21 protein-coding genes and 2 tRNA genes are annotated in these 16,072 nt (G+C 36.9%); 7 read left to right on the top strand and 16 right to left on the bottom strand.

The features are described from left to right. The 8 genes from V7D82_RS11985 to V7D82_RS11950 all read right to left on the bottom strand — a co-directional run. Positions 1–492, bottom strand: a 492-nt coding sequence (locus tag V7D82_RS11985; protein WP_333601217.1) for an STM3941 family protein, incomplete at its 3' end; no start/stop codon positions are given. Positions 493–609: 117 nt separating this feature from the next. Continuing rightward, entirely contained in the window at positions 610–1,209 is a 600-nt protein-coding gene (locus V7D82_RS11980) for a hypothetical protein (RefSeq protein WP_333601216.1), read from the bottom strand. A 166-nt stretch (positions 1,210–1,375) separates the two neighbouring features. Continuing rightward, on the bottom strand, positions 1,376–1,792 hold the full coding sequence (locus V7D82_RS11975) for a DUF3788 domain-containing protein (protein ID WP_333601215.1): 417 nt from the start codon (positions 1,790–1,792) through the stop codon (positions 1,376–1,378). A gap of 5 nt (positions 1,793–1,797) precedes the next feature. Next, on the bottom strand, positions 1,798–2,340 hold the full coding sequence (locus V7D82_RS11970; RefSeq protein WP_333601214.1) for an STM3941 family protein: 543 nt from the start codon (positions 2,338–2,340) through the stop codon (positions 1,798–1,800). 147 nt (positions 2,341–2,487) lie between these two features. Further along, positions 2,488–3,042: a hypothetical protein gene (locus tag V7D82_RS11965; protein WP_333601213.1), complete on the bottom strand. Its 555-nt coding sequence runs from the start codon at positions 3,040–3,042 to the stop codon at positions 2,488–2,490. Positions 3,043–3,122: 80 nt separating this feature from the next. Continuing rightward, positions 3,123–3,908, bottom strand: coding sequence for a hypothetical protein (locus V7D82_RS11960; protein ID WP_333601212.1), 786 nt, complete (start codon positions 3,906–3,908; stop codon positions 3,123–3,125). A gap of 156 nt (positions 3,909–4,064) precedes the next feature. Then, the gene (locus tag V7D82_RS11955) at positions 4,065–4,448 is read right to left on the bottom strand and encodes an HU family DNA-binding protein (RefSeq protein WP_333601211.1); all 384 of its coding nucleotides are present in this window, start codon (positions 4,446–4,448) and stop codon (positions 4,065–4,067) included. Positions 4,449–4,688: 240 nt separating this feature from the next. Further along, positions 4,689–6,155 (bottom strand): S41 family peptidase, encoded by a 1,467-nt coding sequence (locus V7D82_RS11950; RefSeq protein ID WP_333601210.1) that lies wholly within the window; start codon positions 6,153–6,155, stop codon positions 4,689–4,691. Between the two features lie 121 nt (positions 6,156–6,276). Between V7D82_RS11950 and V7D82_RS11945 the strand changes: the two genes are divergently transcribed. From V7D82_RS11945 to V7D82_RS11925, 5 genes are read left to right on the top strand one after another with little or no spacing between them, the layout of a single operon-like run. Next, positions 6,277–6,786, top strand: a complete 510-nt coding sequence (locus V7D82_RS11945) for an RNA polymerase sigma factor (protein WP_333601209.1) — start codon at positions 6,277–6,279, stop codon at positions 6,784–6,786. Beyond that, positions 6,773–7,219, top strand: a complete 447-nt coding sequence (locus V7D82_RS11940) for a hypothetical protein (RefSeq protein WP_333601208.1) — start codon at positions 6,773–6,775, stop codon at positions 7,217–7,219. The genes V7D82_RS11945 and V7D82_RS11940 overlap by 14 nt, the downstream gene beginning before the upstream one ends. A gap of 17 nt (positions 7,220–7,236) precedes the next feature. Continuing rightward, entirely contained in the window at positions 7,237–7,758 is a 522-nt protein-coding gene (locus V7D82_RS11935) for a DUF4252 domain-containing protein (RefSeq protein WP_333601207.1), read from the top strand. A 5-nt stretch (positions 7,759–7,763) separates the two neighbouring features. After that, entirely contained in the window at positions 7,764–8,297 is a 534-nt protein-coding gene (locus tag V7D82_RS11930) for a DUF4252 domain-containing protein (RefSeq protein WP_333601206.1), read from the top strand. 30 nt (positions 8,298–8,327) lie between these two features. Then, entirely contained in the window at positions 8,328–9,530 is a 1,203-nt protein-coding gene (locus tag V7D82_RS11925; protein ID WP_333601205.1) for a carboxypeptidase-like regulatory domain-containing protein, read from the top strand. A 51-nt stretch (positions 9,531–9,581) separates the two neighbouring features. Here the strand turns inward: V7D82_RS11925 and V7D82_RS11920 are convergent, their stop codons facing one another. From V7D82_RS11920 to V7D82_RS11895, 6 genes are all read right to left on the bottom strand, one after another. Beyond that, entirely contained in the window at positions 9,582–10,025 is a 444-nt protein-coding gene (locus V7D82_RS11920) for a sterol desaturase family protein (protein WP_442902390.1), read from the bottom strand. A gap of 5 nt (positions 10,026–10,030) precedes the next feature. After that, positions 10,031–10,870 (bottom strand): phytoene/squalene synthase family protein, encoded by an 840-nt coding sequence (locus V7D82_RS11915; RefSeq protein ID WP_333601203.1) that lies wholly within the window; start codon positions 10,868–10,870, stop codon positions 10,031–10,033. A gap of 12 nt (positions 10,871–10,882) precedes the next feature. Then, positions 10,883–12,343, bottom strand: a complete 1,461-nt coding sequence (locus tag V7D82_RS11910) for a phytoene desaturase family protein (protein ID WP_333601202.1) — start codon at positions 12,341–12,343, stop codon at positions 10,883–10,885. Positions 12,344–12,397: 54 nt separating this feature from the next. Then, positions 12,398–13,294: a MerR family transcriptional regulator gene (locus V7D82_RS11905; protein ID WP_333601201.1), complete on the bottom strand. Its 897-nt coding sequence runs from the start codon at positions 13,292–13,294 to the stop codon at positions 12,398–12,400. A gap of 227 nt (positions 13,295–13,521) precedes the next feature. After that, positions 13,522–13,605, bottom strand: a tRNA-Leu gene (locus V7D82_RS11900). 40 nt (positions 13,606–13,645) lie between these two features. After that, a tRNA-Lys gene (locus V7D82_RS11895) sits at positions 13,646–13,718 on the bottom strand. Between the two features lie 127 nt (positions 13,719–13,845). Here V7D82_RS11895 and V7D82_RS11890 point away from each other — a divergent pair. After that, the gene (locus V7D82_RS11890; protein WP_333601200.1) at positions 13,846–14,364 is read left to right on the top strand and encodes a shikimate kinase; all 519 of its coding nucleotides are present in this window, start codon (positions 13,846–13,848) and stop codon (positions 14,362–14,364) included. On the opposite strand, the gene V7D82_RS11885 is transcribed toward V7D82_RS11890, so the two are convergent. Next, positions 14,356–14,853: a phosphoribosyltransferase family protein gene (locus V7D82_RS11885; protein ID WP_333601199.1), complete on the bottom strand. Its 498-nt coding sequence runs from the start codon at positions 14,851–14,853 to the stop codon at positions 14,356–14,358. The two genes, V7D82_RS11890 and V7D82_RS11885, sit on opposite strands and share 9 nt — an antisense overlap. A gap of 18 nt (positions 14,854–14,871) precedes the next feature. Beyond that, complete coding sequence (locus tag V7D82_RS11880) at positions 14,872–15,255, bottom strand: RNA-binding S4 domain-containing protein (protein WP_333601198.1); 384 nt, start codon at positions 15,253–15,255, stop codon at positions 14,872–14,874. Positions 15,256–15,334: 79 nt separating this feature from the next. On the opposite strand from V7D82_RS11880, the gene V7D82_RS11875 reads away from it, so the two are divergent. Next, a partial coding sequence (locus V7D82_RS11875; RefSeq protein WP_333601197.1) for an FKBP-type peptidyl-prolyl cis-trans isomerase occupies positions 15,335–16,072 on the top strand: 738 nt, incomplete at its 3' end.

The raw sequence follows: 16,072 nt of genomic DNA, 5'->3' as shown, positions 1-16,072 counted from the left end.
TAAACCGCTGTTAGCGGTAGTTTTTTCCAGATAGGACTGAATTTTATTTTGTAATTCCTCGTCATTAATCTTTAAAAGAGACGAAGAAAGATAACTTGGCTTTTGTTCTGAATCTTTATAGTTTATTTTAATGGCTGGTATTGTCAGCAAAGAAAACCCCACGCGGGTTTTTTCTATGGTGTCAATTTCATTCCAGAAAATGATACCTTTTGAAATTAATTGGGAGTTGTCTTCTATACCAACTTTGTCAATAATCAAACCACTTCTTTTGCTTAGTAAACATTTCAGAAGAAAGCCAATCATGGCAAAAACCAATACAATGGTAAACCAACCGATACACTTTCTAAGGTTGGGGTCGCCGAGTTTCGGTATGTGATTTAAAACACTAGTGTCGCCAAAGGCTAACAAAATGCCTGCTGCCAACATTACCAACGATGCGATCATTCGTATAAGGATTTTTTGAGGATTAAATTCTATATGTATTTCCTGCATGGTTGTTTAAAAATTCTGGGTAACGTTACTGATTAGTGATAAAGATAGACAAATTTTCAACTTAGTATATTTGGTCAAAGAAGACTAAACTAGCTATGCCGCTGTTAGTGGTAGTATTTATTTTTTCTTTTTAATCTTTTTAAGAAACTCAAATTTTTCTCCATTCTCACCAATGAAAACGACTAATCCCATTTCTCTACTCCATACAAAAGTTTTTAATTTAAAATTAGACCATCCTTTATACCCGTCTCTGCTATGAAAAGTATAGCAATCATTTAATTTTTTTCCAATATTTAATATAACTGTTGTGTCTTTTAACTCTTTACCACTAAATTCCATATCATAAACACGTAATACGGGAAGTGACTCTCCTTCTTTTTCTTTATAATGTTGAACAAATAGATTTGGCTCACTTAAAATAGAACCATGTCTATAATTATAATCAATTACAAAACCTTCTATATCATAATTTGAAACCATTAGGTTACAATCTCCAGTTGGAATGTAATGAGTTTTATTCAATATAAAAATACTATCAGTATGATTTATTCGCGTGTTTTTTTCTAATGAGTCTGATTTAAATATTATTATATCCCCTTTTTCATAAGCATCTGCCCAGTAAGTTTCGTTTTCTTCAAACTTTAATTCTTTACAACAAGAGTATAGGCAAATTGAAATTAAAAAAATAAAGGCTACCTTAAAAAGTATGTTTTTCATATTTAGTTTTTTTTTAGCGAGATGTTGCAAATATTGCTACTAATGTGCCGCGGCTCAGCGCTAGTAATGGAAACGTTACTGATTAGTAATAAAGATAGACAAATTTTCAACTTAGTACATTTGGTCAAAGAAGGCTAAACTAGCTATACCGCTGTAAGCAGCTGGCCTAATTCGTGACTTTAATTTTAATTAATTCCAGTATGTCTAAAAAGGGGGTGTTGTCTCGCACTTCAATTCTTATGCCTCTTCCTTCTGCGTACACTTTTGCCGCTTTTAGTTCCGTTTTTATTTCTTCAGAAATAGTACTCTCCAGAATTTTTTCAGTAGCTTTTTGTCCGAATACCAAGGCAGTTTTGAAGAAGTTCTCTCTTGGAAGCAAATATAGTATTACTCTTTTGCTGTCTTTTATTCTGAAACTCCAACCAAACTTTTCGCCGGAAAAATGCCATGCTGCTTTTAAGTTTGGATACTTTTCTAAAGCAAATTTCTCCAAGTTTTTCCAGATTTCATAGGAATCGCCTAAGGCTGTTTTCAGACTCTCTTCTGTTGGCATTTCATTTTGGCTCGCAAATATACTTTTCATGGTCTTTATACGGTATGGAGCTTGCTGTCGGGCACTGGCGCTTTGTTTTCCATTTTAAATTTGTTTAGTGTCTTTAAAATCTCCCAATTATTACCTTTCATCAAACCAACTCCGATTGTAAAAGTTCCGAAAAACAATTTCGAATTTAATCGGTATGTCCACCTTGTTAACGGATTAGTTATTTTGGGGATGTATTTTTCGCTTTCATAAAGTTTAATCGAAATGTAATTGGATTTACCGCCACGCATAGCAATGCCGGAAATGTCGTTCCAGTCAATCGTGATTTTTGAGTAATTATCAATGAGCGAATCTTTAGTTAGGATTAAAGCAGGCTTTCCGGAAATCATAAACAAAAATAACTTGATTATCCTGATGGTTACTGCTAGGTTTATAATCGTGTAGATTGCTATAAAAATAAAAAAGGAAATGGATGCTGCCCCAATAGTTAAAAACCAAGTCATAAATGCCGCAAAAATGGGATACACCAGTGCTAAAGAAATTATAACGGGATGGAAATAAAAGCGAATGGTTGTATTATTTTCGGTCATAGTTTTTGGTGGTTCAACAGCTTGCTGTTAACGTGCCACGGCTTTTTAATGATTAGGTGTAAATATATAAAAACTTCAACGAAGTACTTTCCGGTTACCAAAAACTAAACCAGTCATTGTGCCAAACCGCAGTTAGCGGTAGTACTTTTATTTACCGCAATTTTCATCATAAAATTGGGCCATTTTTATCGCATCCGTGTTGTGGAAATCATTCTTCTCGACTTTGGAAACCAACTCCGGACAGTCTGTAAAATATTCCCGGATTCGCCTTCTAAACGGACGTGCATCAGCACCATATATGTAGCCAATATTAAAAGCCACAGTGTCTTTTTTTCTCAATATATAGGTTTCATTGGCCACATAGTTATTGATGACAGAAAACAATTTTACTTTGTTGTTTTCATATAGGATGTACCCCAGCCTTTTGGTAGTTTTTTTGTCGTCAACAGTCTCTTGTACGTCAATAGCGTAGTACACGATTGTTTCCCCATATGCTGTGGTGGTTTTGAAGCTCAAGATATCTTCGGGTTTGTATTTTTCCTTGGTTTTTTTATCTTTAATAAAGGGGTTTGAGCCCATGCCGGTAAACCTAAAAACAAAATCACCGGTTTTTTCGGTACCGTCCGCCAGCACAATGCTTGCTTGCTGACAATACATATTACTAAACATAAAGCATAATAAAATCAGGAGTAAATTTTTCATAGTTTCTTCATTTATTTAGTTTCTTAACTATATTTTATTTACCCACGCGAAAGATTCGCGCGATAGCGGGGGTAACTTAATCAAATGTAATTCGAAATTAATTTTCCGATATCATTTAAGAATACTCCAGCAATACCTTTTTGGGTTGTTTGTTTAACTTCTATGTAACGATTTTTTAATAAATCTTCCATAGAGTGTGAAATCTTTATTTTCAATTTTGGGTCGGTTATCCCTTTCAAGGTAGCATAGGTTTCGATAAAATTTGGCAACCAAGGAGAAGTTATTTTTCCTCCCATAGCCGTAAATGACCCTAATGGAAATGGTGGCCAATTTTTGTAGTCTGAAAGTATCGTTAAAGCTTGTGGAGTTAGCATTTCTATTTGGTTTAATGCAAATTTGTGATCGTCAAATAGACTATTGAAATCAGATTGAACAATATGCTTTAAAACCTTAGCTAAGTTTTCAGTTAATTCCATGTCGGGCGGAGTATTATCTAAAATGCGTAGGATTTTATTAAAAATAGTATTTCCTTGAGGACTAGTAAGCAGTTGCTTTAACATTGAAATTGACGCTTCAGTTTCATCAGTTTTATCAAAATATGCAGCTAATAAGTATTCTTTTTTAGCTTCTTTTAAATCATTGTCTATTTCTTCGTTCCAGTTTAAAACTGTATTTATGATTTCTCCAACTTTGAATAAACCTAATGCTTTATCCCTAATTGTCTTCGTTGTTTTTTTTGCGATAATTTCTTCTTCTTCTTCGTTAGTAAGTTTGACTTCGTTAACACGATGTTCAAGTGTTTTTTTTTGTGCTGCAAAATAGTAATCAGGACTTACTATAATTTCTTTTTTAGTGATATCGCTCATACTGTTCTGTTTATTGTGGCTAACTATTATATATACACCATTTCCCTCTTATGGGCAAGATGGTTACCGGTGTAGTCATGGTTGCTATTTCAAATATATAAAACTTTTCTTAACGGATCCACACGAGTGATCAAAAGCACATCAGGAATTACCCAGTTACTTTTTTCGAACAAAGGATAAAGTACCCAATAGTTTTTTTAGTTTCTTTCCCGGTCTGAACAGTATGGAAGCACTGGTCACATTGTCCTTAGACACCTTTTCAGGTGTTTCGCTTCCGGTGCCTTTGACACTGATTTGAAAAGTGCCTAAAGGCTCCAACCGCACAATTTGCCCTTGTTCTAAATGCGTTGCTAATGCCTTGGCTAAGCTAATCACTACAGCATAACAGTCCGCCTGAGTGAGGGAAGTGGCTTGTGCTATTTCTTCCGAAATAGTTTCCAAATCCACTTCGCCGGTGGCAGTCGCTTTAGGATAATACACCATAGGCGCTGTGGGATGCGCCGGATTGGTCTTGCCGATAGGGGTGATGGTAATGGCCATATTTATATTTTTTCGGGATGAATCATTTAACGGTTCAGGACAAAGTTATAAAATTACCGCGGTAAGTTGGTCAATTTACCGCGGTAAAATATGTGATTTACCGTGGTAAATTATAAAGCCCATCAGGACCCGCGCTTAAGTGCATCAGGGCGAGTTTAAAATTCAGTCAGTATCCATTTTAAAATCCATAAAACCAAAAGTACTCCTAAGAGTACTTTTGGTTTTATGGGGTAATCAAGGTTATTTATTTTCCAGATACATCTCGCTGCGCAAAGGATTTAGCAATTTAGCATCGGTAAAGTCTCTTTGGATATAGCTAGGTACTTGCGGGGCTTGTTTGCCGCTGGCGGTAATTTGATTAATTGCAGCACTCAGCAAGGGCTCGTCAGTTTGCCCCAATATGCCCAAATTGTTGAGTTTCTCAGGCAGCAAAGTGGTGGGTGGGATACCGGCGGTATAATCGCCAAAATTATTTTTGTTTACAATTTTCAATACGATAGGCTGCATCGCATATTTGTGATTCGGATTCACATTGCTTTTGCCAAAAGTAGGCGAGTCATACAAGGTAATGGAACCCACATTTTTTCCGGTGGTGATATCGCCAATCTGTACCACATTGATATAGGGTTTCAGGCAATTCACTACCAATTCGCTGGCGGAAGCCGTTCCTTTGGTGGTCAGAATATACACTTTGGTCAGATTCAAACTATTGAGCCCACTCACAAATCGGTTTTCTAACGAACTCGGATTATTGGACTCGAAATACGATTGGGCTTTGGCATTCCATTGTTGTTTGGCAAACAATTGCCCGTTAAATTGCCCGGTAATCATACTGGCTAATTTGGTAGCCGTAGCAATAGACCCGCCCGAATTGTAACGCAAATCCAACACCAAATCGGTCACATTTTGCGAAAGCAAACTGCCAAAGGCCGCATTGAGTTGGGTGTCATAATTGGCATAAAAGCCGTTGTACATCAAATAGCCAATGTTATGTGTCCCCTGATGGATAACGGTGTTGAATAAAATTGGGTTTTCGGCCAAATTGGTTTTGGTTAATGTTACGGATTGTCCGTTGGGGGTTATGGTCACAAAACCATTAACGTCGCTGCTATAATCCGCTAAATTGACCGTATAGGTTTCGTCGTTGCTAAATAGGAGTGTTCGAAAATTGTCATCGGTCAAAGGAATGCCATTCACCGCATAAAAAACATCCCCGCGATGGATGTCTTTGGTAGCCGCATCAGAATTCGGAATAATATACCGTACCCAACCAAATACATCAGTAGTGCCATTGACATGTTTTAAGCCAAAATCCATTCCGTTATTCAAAGTATTGCCCGAAAGCTCGCCTTCCAACACCGAGTAATCACTAAAAATCACACTGAATCTGTCGGTAACAGCATCGGTACGAAGGTGATTAAACAAATCAGCCGGACTGGCAAAAGGCTCCAAAAACGTATTCAGTTCCCCTTGATTGGCAAAGCGATTATCGGCTAAATCCGGAACATCGGCCTGCCACAGATAATATAAGTTCATGCCTTTCCAAACAAAATCTTTGATTTCTAAACTATCGGGAACCGGATGGTCATCCATATCAGAACAACCCAACGGAATAGCAAGTAGGAATAGGAGTAGAGAGGAGATTAGATATTTATTACTCATGGTTAAAAAACTGTTTTTTTGGTATTCGTGAATCTTCGATTTCATAGCAGCATTTGAGTTTAATAACCGTAAATTTACTAAGTTTAGTGTAATAATTTGATTTTGTTTGTAACAAATAAAATTGTGCTTCGTCTTGCTTATATAACCGACAACCAAATTAGTTTCCATGACCCAAAATGAGTTTATGCAAATGGTCAATCCTTTTAAGGATAAAGTCTTCCGAATGGCAAAGCGATTACTCGTGAGCACGGAAGAAGCCGAAGACGCTACTCAGGAAGTTTTGGTGAAGTTGTGGAACAGGAATGAAAATTTGGACGAGTATAAAAGTGTCGAAGCCGTGGCCATGACGATGACCAAGAATTATTGTCTGGACCAATTGAAATCGAAACGCGCCGGTAACATGCGAATTGTGCACAACAATTTCACCGATAGGGAAGCCGGGTTGCAGCAAAAAGTAGAAGATAAAGACACTTGGAACTGGGTAGAAAAAATAATGAACGACCTGCCCGAACAGCAAAAACTGATTGTTCAGATGCGTGACATTGAAGAAATGGAGTTTGAGGAAATCGGGAAGATATTAGAAATGAATGAGTCGGCCATACGCACGGCACTTTCAAGAGCACGAAAAACGATACGAGAAACGATGATAAAAACACATCATTATGGCATTGGATAAAATAGAATTATTACTAGAAAAATACTTTGAGGCAGAAACCAGTATAGCCGAAGAAAAAGAGTTGAAAAACTATTTTGCTTCTCCCGATGTTGCGCAGCATTTGGAACACTACAAACCGCTATTTGGCTATGCCGTTCAGGCAAAACAAGAACAGTTTACTGCAGCGATTCCATTACAATCTAAGAAACGAACTAACGTATTTTGGTTATCGATTGCCGCTTCTGTAGCAGTGTTGCTTGGTGTGAGTTTGTTTACATTTAATCAGTATAATCAACCCAAATCCCAGGATTTAGGCACTATTGATGATCCCGAAGTAGCCTTTAGAGAAACGCAAAAAGCGTTGGCTATGATTTCGGAACACGTAAACAAAGGCATCGGAAGTATGAAATATTTAAAGGAATACGAACAATCAAAAGACAAAATTTTTAAATAAAAAAATCACTAGAAATCATGAGAAAAATAATCTTACTATTAGTAGTTACGTTAACGACAACCACGTTCTTTGGGCAAACGGTATTCGATAAATTTGAAGACCAGGAAGGCATTACGACAGTTATTGTCAACAAAAAAATGTTTACCCTTTTGAGCAAAATGAAAGTGGAAGACAAAGAGTCACAACAATACGTCAATTTGATTAAGAAATTAGACAACCTGAAAGTATTTGTAACCAACAGCGACAAGAAATCAGACGAGATGAAAGCGACCTCTGATAAGTACATCAAAACCGCAGCTCTTGAAGAACTAATGCGTGTGAATGACAAAGGTAAAAACGTAAAGATTTATGTGAAATCAGGCGCTACTGATTCGCAAATCAAAGAGTTACTAATGTTCATCGAAGGTGGCGGAAAAGAGGAGTCTGTCTTAATGTCCTTAACCGGAAACTTTGATTTAGATGAGCTTTCGGTACTAACCGATAAAATGAAATTGCCTGGTGGCGATGATTTGAAAAAAGCATCAAAAGGTAAAAAATAATCCCTATGAAACTTGCTTTATTAACCGCACTTTTGGCCTCGCTATTGCTGATGAGTTGCAACGGAGAGCCCAGTCTTCAAAGGTATTTTGTAGACCATTCTGAAAAGAAAGATTTTATCGCTTTGGATGTTTCGTCCAGTATTTTGAATACCGATAAAACCAAACTCACTGCCGAACAAAAAACGGCTTTGCAGTCTTTCGACAAAATGAATATACTGGCGTTCAAATTGAATGAAACCAACCAGGCAGCGTATGCTGCAGAGAGCCAAAAAGTAACTCAGATACTCAAAGACAAGCAGTACCAGGAATTGATGAAAGTCGGTTCCGGAAAAGATGCCGCTTCCGTAAGCTTTGTGGGTGATGAAAATAATATTAATGAGTTTGTGTTGTTTGCCAAAAAGAAAGATAACGGCTTTGCCGTAGTCCGTATTCTGGGCAATGATATGAATCCGAATAACATCATAAATTTGATTTCCATTTTGAAAAGCTCGAATGTCAATATGGAACAGTTGAAGCCTTTACAAGGTTTGCTGAAATAAGTTATATTCGCCAAAACATCTTAAAAAAGTATGCGCCAGAAAAAAATCTTTTTGTGTAGTCTGCTATGGCTATCACTATTTTCAATCCAAGCCCAAAGTGTTATTGTGAAAGGAGTGTTGAAAGACATTGCTTCGATGGAAGTGATTTCCTCGGCTACCATTTCGACTAAACATTCCAACATCGGAACCATTTCTAATGACGAAGGCGTTTTCGAGTTGACTGTGCCTCAAAGTACGGATACCATCATGTTTTCCCACTTGGGCTACAAGCCTTATAAGATAGCGGTTGCCGACGTGAAACCAACGGACGATGCTTTTTATATGGAATCGCAGACAGAAGCTTTGGAAGAGGTTATAGTAAGCAAAGAAAGTTATGGTGACTTGATTGACATACTGGTTAAAACATCCAAAGCAAGGTTCAATCAGCCCCTGTTGCTGCACAGTTATTTCAGAGAATTTGTTAAGATAAATGACGAATACAAAAAGTTTTCAGACGGGCAGTTAGACTACCTGATTACCAGAAGCGGTAAGGATATCAAATCACAACTGAATGTAAAGCAGGCCCGAGCCGTATTTTTGCCGGAAGAAAAGGAAGAAGATGAACTGGATTTCAATAATATGACCAAAATAAGTGGCATTCCTTCCTATGCTGAGAACTTTAATTCTTTTGATTGGTTGTTTTCAAAGAAAAGCAAGTTGGAGAAATATGATTTCCTATTAAAGTCTAAAACAGCTAAGGATGGTACTGAGGTGATGACTTTATATTTTCAGCCCAAAGAGGATGTAGAAGAAAGCCTTTATAAAGGTTCGATATCCTACAATCCGAAAACCAATTTGATTAGTAATATTACGATTTATCAGGACCCCGATTTTAAAAAGTATATCACGGAACTCAATGCCATCATTATCAAAATCACGTTATTAGATTACAAAATAGAGCTAAATTACAAAGAAACCAACGGCAATTATTTGATGAGTAATTATATTTCTACTGTCAAGATTAAGTTAAGAAACAAGCGTCGCTACAATCATGTTTTGGAATTTAAAAATGATTTGTTAATTACCAATTTCACCAACGACATCAGCACTTTTGACAAGAAGAACCAATACAAAGAAAGATCGTTATACAAATATGGCAACAAGCACACCTATCAGTTTTGGAAAAACAATAATGCTATCGTGTTAACCAATGACGAAGAAGCCATCATCAAACGATTAGAAAACAATCAGTAGTTTTTAAAGGTTAGTTACTGAAAAGAAAAGTCCCGGGCAATCGGGACTTTTTTATTTTTTGAAATACTTAAACGGAACGACCAGCATCCCGAAGCATTCGCCTTCTTCTTTGCCCAAGTGCTTGTGGTGCATTTTATGCGCTCTTCTGACCGCTTTGGCATAGCGATTATTGGCATTTCGAAACAACTTAAACCGTTGGTGGATAAAGATGTCATGCACCGTGAAATATGCCAATCCATAAGCAAAGATTCCTAAGCCAATGGCCAACCCAATTTCCAGGATATCATTTTGCCAAAGCAAAAAGAAACCAATACTGATTACCGCATAAAAGATAAAAAAAGCATCGTTGCGTTCAAACCAGGAATCGTGGTCTTTCTTGTGGTGATCGGCGTGCAAGTTCCATAAAAAACCGTGCATGATGTATTTGTGGCTGAACCAAGCCATGAATTCCATGAGGCAAAAGGTAAGGATGAAAACAAAAATATTCAGATACATAGTCATTATAATAAATTCAAACGATAGTTAACATAGCATTTGGCCAAAAGCCCAAATTTCTGATAATCGGGCACACGGATTCTTGTGTTTTTGATTTCCAGGGAAGGTGTTTTCTTTAATTTGGACAACAACTTTTTGTAATAAACATAAGCCGTATATACGCCAAACTTAGCTTCCAAAGGTAACTTTAGAATGCCTTGAAAACCGGCTTCAAAATCGGCTTCAATTTCCTTGATGATCGCATTTTTGGAACATTCATCCAAACGCGATAAATCGGTATTAGGAAAATAACTGCGATTCAGGTCTTCATAATCCGTTTTCAAATCGCGCAGAAAATTTACCTTTTGAAAAGCCGAGCCCAACCGCATGGCGGCTTGTTCCAACTCCTCAAACTTTTTGTCATCGCCATTGACAAATACTTTCAGACACATTAATCCCACCACATCAGCGGAACCATAAATATAGTCATTGTATTCGGTAAACGAATTATAGTCTTTTTTATATAAATCCAATCGCATGCTTTTCATAAAAGCAGCAATCATCGTTGGCGGGATGTTGTATTTGTGGACGGTATGCTGAAACGAATTCAGAATCGGATTCAAACTGATTTTGTTTTCCAAAGCATTGGCCAGGTCTTTTTCAAACAGTTCAAATAAATTTTCCTTGTCGTAATCGTGAAAAGTGTCTACAATTTCGTCAGCAAAACGCACAAATCCATAAATATTGTATATGTCCTGACGAATACTGGGAGCCAACATTTTCACGGCTGCCGAAAAGGAAGTGCTATACGATTTAGTCACATTTCTGCTGCAGTCAAACGATACGGTGTCAAAAATTGATTTCATAAAACAATAAAATTAGAGATTCTTTTGAATGAGTTCCGCTACCAGTTTTCCGGAGATTAAGGCCGGTGGGACACCGGGTCCGGGAACGGTTAATTGTCCGGTAAAATAGAGGTTGTTTACTTTTTTACTTTTCAATTTGGGTCTTAAAAAAGCGGTTTGCAGTAGGGTGTTGGCCAACCCGTAAGCATTCCCTTTATACGAATTGTATTCTTTGATGAAATCGTTTACACAAAAGGATTCCTTAAAGATAATCGAATTTTTGACCGATTGTTGGGTGAGCTTTTCAAATCGGGTGATGATTTTTTCAAAATACAAATTTCTCAATTCGGGTGTGTCTTTCAATCCCGGTGCAATCGGAATTAAAAAGATGCCGGCTTCTTTCCCGTCAGGAGCAGCATTGCTGTCTGTTTTCGATGGGAAGCTGGCGTAGAATAAAGGTTCTTCCGGCCATTTAGGAAGGTCATAAATGGCTTGCGCATGTACTTCAAAATTCACATCAAAAAACAACGAATGATGTTCAACGTTTGCAATTTTTTTGTCAAAGCCAACATAAAACAGGAGTGAGGAAGGCGCAAAAGTTCGGTTCTCCCAATACAATTCAGAATAGGCTCTGTATTTTTCGTCCAATAAACTTTCGCTATGATGGTAATCGGCACCGCTTAGAATGACATCTCCTTTTACAATTTCGCCATTAACAACTATCGCATTCGCTGTTCCGTTTTCCACCAGTATTTTTTCAATATTCGAATTGACCTTTATAGTCACACCAAGTTCAATGGCCAATTTTTCCATAGCCAATATGACACTGTACATCCCATTTTTGGGATGCCAAGTTCCTAAACCAAAATCGGCAAAATTCATAAAACTATAAAACGAAGGCGTATCAGATGGCTTCGCACCTAAGAAAAGTACGGGAAATTCGAGAATTTGGATTAGTTGGGTGTTGGTAAATCGCTTGCGAATGTCTTTGGAAATGTTGCCGAAAAACTGAGTTACTTTTTTAGCGGTTTCCAAAGTAACCAACTCTAAAGGCGAAACTCCGGGACGGTACACCAAATCTTTGATGGCGATATCATAATTGCTTTGGGCTTCTTTCATAAAAGCTGCCAGTTTTTTACCGCTGCCTTTTTCTATAGTTTCAAAGGTGGTAATGATTTCAGGAAGGTTATCAGCTATCGTTACAAACTCGTTGATGCCAAAATAAACCTGATAGGCAGGCGATAATTTGATGAGCTCGTAATAGTCGGAAGGTTTTTTGCCAAAATCAGCAAAGAAGCGTTCAAACACATCGGGCATCCAATACCAAGTGGGACCAATGTCAAAGGTAAATCCGTCTTTTTTCAATTGCCGGGCTCTACCGCCAATAGTGGTGTTTTTTTCAAATACGGTTACATCATGTCCTTGGTTTGCGAGATAACAAGCAGCTGCTAAGGAAGAAAAACCGGAGCCAATTATTTTGATTTCCTTTTTCATATTGTTTAACAAAAGTACAAAAAAGTTAAACAATAAATTATTGTTTGGGAAAAATTATAATTTTTTAACTAAATCAAGCATTGAAGTGAAGATTTCCAGCTTATCGGTAGCTTGTTTAGCATCAATGTTTTCAACCATTCGTCCGATAACCCAAAACCTGGAGTCATCAACCAGGACTTCTTTTTTAATTTGTTTAATGTAATCATTTACGACTGATTTGTTGGGTTCTACAGTCATATAGCAAATAAAAACGATGTTGTCAAAATACCGTTTTACATCTTTCAGGCTTTCTATTGGTACGGTTTCCCCTAAGTAAATAGTCTTGTAACCATTCAGTTGGATTTCGTAATTTAAATACATCAATCCCAATTCGTGAATTTCATTATCGGGCAAATAGAGTACAAATACCTTGTCGGTTCGGGTAGGTTCCTGAATCTGTAGTTTTTCTGTATTGATTAATAATTTTTGCTTGATTAAATAACTGATAAAATGCTCGTGTGCCACCGAAATAGTATTGGTTTGCCACAAGTAGCCTACTTCTTGAATTAACGGAATGAAGATGTCGTAAAAAACTTCTTTAAACGATTTTTCAGAGAGCAGATTGTTATAAGTTTTCAGAAACAAGGTCTGGTCAAAATTCATCATGGCCATTTTGAACGAGCTTATGGCATGATGTTTAACACTTTTATCGGAAATGATTTCGTTGACCAATTCAGGAATTCTTTCCTCGGATAATTGGGAGATTTTCGAAATTTTATACCCGTGATTATGCAGTAAGGTGATGTTCAAAATCTTTTGAAGATTCTCCAAATCATACAAACGAATATTGGTTTCCGTTCGCATGGGTTCCAAAACATTATATCGTTTTTCCCAGATTCGGATGGTGTGAGCTTTGATTCCGGTTAGATTTTCTAAATCTTTAATGCTGAAAACACTCTTAACGTTGTTCATACTTTACTTAAATTAGTTAAACAAAATTAACAAAATAATAGTATGAAGATGTTTTTCGGGAACAAATTTTATAAAAATGAGCCAACTCAACTTGAATTGACTCCTTAAAAAGTGACTACGATGGGATTAACTTGGTTGTTCCCACAAAGCTCCGCTTTGAAAATAAATACAGCTACTAAAATTCTCAAGCAAACTTGGTATTTTTAGTAGCTGTATTTATTTATTCGTGACTACGATGGGATTCGAACCCACACGTCCTTTCGAACACCACCCCCTCAAGATGGCAAGTCTACCAGTTTCTCCACGTAGCCTAAAAACAAAAAAAGCCAAACAAATTTGTTCGACTTTTTGTGACCCGACTGGGGCTCGAACCCAGGACCCCATCATTAAAAGTGATGTGCTCTACCAACTGAGCTATCGAGTCTTTTTCTTTTCTTGAATGCGGGTGCAAATATAAGGCCTTATTATTTATATTTCAAAGCAATTTTATTATAAATTTACCTTTTTTTAACAATGACTGTTAACGGCTTAATTTATAAGGTTTTATTGTAATGCGGAAAATAATTTTGATAGGTTATATGGGGGTAGGGAAGACCACAATTGCCCAATTATTGGCCGAAAAAATAAATTGGGACTGGGTTGATTTAGACAAACTCATCGAAACCAAAGCCCAATTATCCATTAAAGAAATTTTTGAGCAACACGGTGAAATCTATTTCAGAAAGCTAGAGCATGAACTTTTTAAAGCTACAGTTGAAAATGATAAAACCCTTATCATTAGCACTGGAGGCGGCACTCCTTGTTATGCCAATAATCATTTGCTTTTGAACGGTGAGCAGGTAGTCTCAATTTATCTGAAAGCTTCGATTGAAACCATTTTTGAAAGGCTTAAAAACGAAAAAAGCGAAAGGCCACTAGTAGCCAACCACTCTGAGGAAGAATTAAAGGAATTTATTGCTAAGAACCTTTTTGATAGAAGCTATTTCTACATACAGGCGACTCATAAAGTGGAAATTGATGGTAAAAATCCAACGGAAATAGTTACAGATATTCTTGCGCTTTTAAACTAAATAAGCGTAACTGTTGTCGGTTTCAAAAACTACATGCACGTGCTCTTTAGAGGAAGTTGAAAGTGAAATGCCTTTGAAATCAGCTTTTACCGGAAATTTTTTGTGATTTCTGTCTACCAAAACGGCCGTTTTAAATTTTTTGACAGGCACTTCCAAAAAGTGTTTAACACCATAAACCAGGGTAGTCCCCGAATTTAAGACATCATCCACCAAAACAATCCCTTTGTTGCGGTACACTTCTTTAGTGATAGAAGTAGTAATAGGATTAAACGGATTTTGCTTGTCGATTTTTACTTCACAAAGCGTGATTTTTAAGGGAGCAATTTCTTTTAAAATGGCAGCTATTTTTTCGGCCAAAACATAACCGTTAGCAGCAATTCCGGCTAAAACGATTTCCTCTTCATCGGCAAAAGTTTCATAGATTTGGTAAGCAATTCTTCGAGTTTTATTTTCAATCTGTTGGTGATTCAAAATGATATTTAGTGGCATAAATAGTGTGTTGTTGTGTTAGTTTTCTTCTTCAATAAAATCAGTTCCAAAATCGTCTATATCTCTTCGGTCTTTTTTGGTAGGTCTTCCGGTTCCGGTTTTTCGGTAATGTTCTTTGGATAGTTTTAGCAGTTCCAAATGAGCAAAAGTTTCCGGCGGTGTATCATCTTTTCGATAAATATCGACCAATTTGGCGCCAACCCGATTAGCCGGTACATCCAAAACGGTAATTTCATAAGTGATTTGATCTTTCCTGAAGGTAACTTTATCACTCGGAAAAACCTCTCTAGAGGCCTTTGCTACCTGGCCATTTACCGTGATTTGATTTTTCCGGCAGGCTTCGGTAACCATGTTTCTGGTTTTGTAATAACGAACGCACCATAAATATTTATCCACTCTCATTTTTTTTCCAAAATCAACGTTAAATTGTTTACAAAAATAAATCAATATTGTATCTTGCGGGCTTAAAAATCAAATAAAAATGAATAATTTTTTCAAATCGATTGTGCTTTTTACCTTATGTACAGTTGTAGTTTCTTGTTCCAAAAGTGGCAGCAGTACTGAACCTTTACGTGATTACACTGAACAATACACAAAAGATTTATCCAATATAGAGACTTTCATGCAAACGCATTATATGACTGTGATAAATAACCCGGGTCAAACCAATGATCAAGATGTTACTTTTACAGAACTTATAGCGGGCGATACGCATCCATCCATTTGGAATCAAACACAGTATCCGATTCAAACCCTTTATGTTGAACAAAATGATATTACTTATAAATTGTATTATCTACAGCTAAGACAAGGTTCAGGCCCGGATAGTAAATCGCCTTGTAATGTGGATAAAGTATTGACCTCTTACCGTGGTGAATACATATACACAGGAGTGGAAGGCACAGAAAATGTGGTAGTTTCCAAACAGTTTGAAGAATTAATAAACCCACAATCTTTTTTCAATTTGACTGGTGTAATCAAAGGTTGGGGTGAAGTTTTTCCAAAGTTCAAAACTGGGACATATGCCGGTAATCCTGATGGAACGCTTTCCTATTTTAATTTTGGAGCCGGTGTAATGTTTATTCCTTCCGGATTGGCTTATTACTCAACTTCTACAGGAGGTATTCCGGCCTATTCTCCACTTGTTTTTACATTTAAACTATATGAAATCCAACGAAACGATCAAGATGCTGATGGTATTCCATCTTATCAGGAAGAT

The organism is Flavobacterium sp., from assembly GCF_036741995.1.
In the GTDB taxonomy this organism is placed as follows: Bacteria; Bacteroidota; Bacteroidia; order Flavobacteriales; family Flavobacteriaceae; genus Flavobacterium.
Note: the sequence above shows the minus strand (reverse complement) of the source record. Positions and strands in the feature narration are given on the sequence as shown.